Source organism: Pseudoalteromonas sp. SR45-6 (assembly GCF_014163545.1).
GTDB classification, from domain to species: Bacteria; Pseudomonadota; Gammaproteobacteria; order Enterobacterales; family Alteromonadaceae; genus Pseudoalteromonas; species Pseudoalteromonas rhizosphaerae.
In genome coordinates this window covers 1-385 of record NZ_JACJDM010000202.1, presented here as the reverse complement: position 1 = coordinate 385, position 385 = coordinate 1, and the positions used below count along the sequence as shown (strand labels likewise).

Below are 385 nucleotides of genomic sequence, written 5' to 3'. Positions count from 1 at the left end.
AACGCAGCACCGAATGCCTTAACGATTGCCACCCCGATTGAGGTTGATGGCCGGATCAATGCTGTAGAAGATGGCAGTGTATTGATCACCGGCTCTGGCGCAGAAGCCAATGCCAGTGTCAGTGTGACTATCAGCGATGGCGCGAATAACTTATCACGGACTGTGACGGCCGATGGCTCTGGGGCATGGACTATCAGTGGTAGTGAGTTTGATGTCAGCAGCTTTAATAACGGCACACTCACCGTCAGCGCCACACAAAGTGATGCGGCGGGTAACACCTCCAGTGCAACCAGCACCTCAGTGATTTTAGATAACGCAGCACCGAATGCCTTGACGATTGCCACCCCGATTGAGGTTGATGGCCGGATCAATGCTGTAGAAGATG

General features: G+C 53.0%; 1 protein-coding gene. It reads left to right on the top strand.

Annotation, left to right across the window (positions count from 1 at the left end):
• Positions 1-385 (top strand): Ig-like domain-containing protein (locus tag H5158_RS23815; protein WP_220491413.1); only part of this gene is annotated, 385 nt, incomplete at both ends.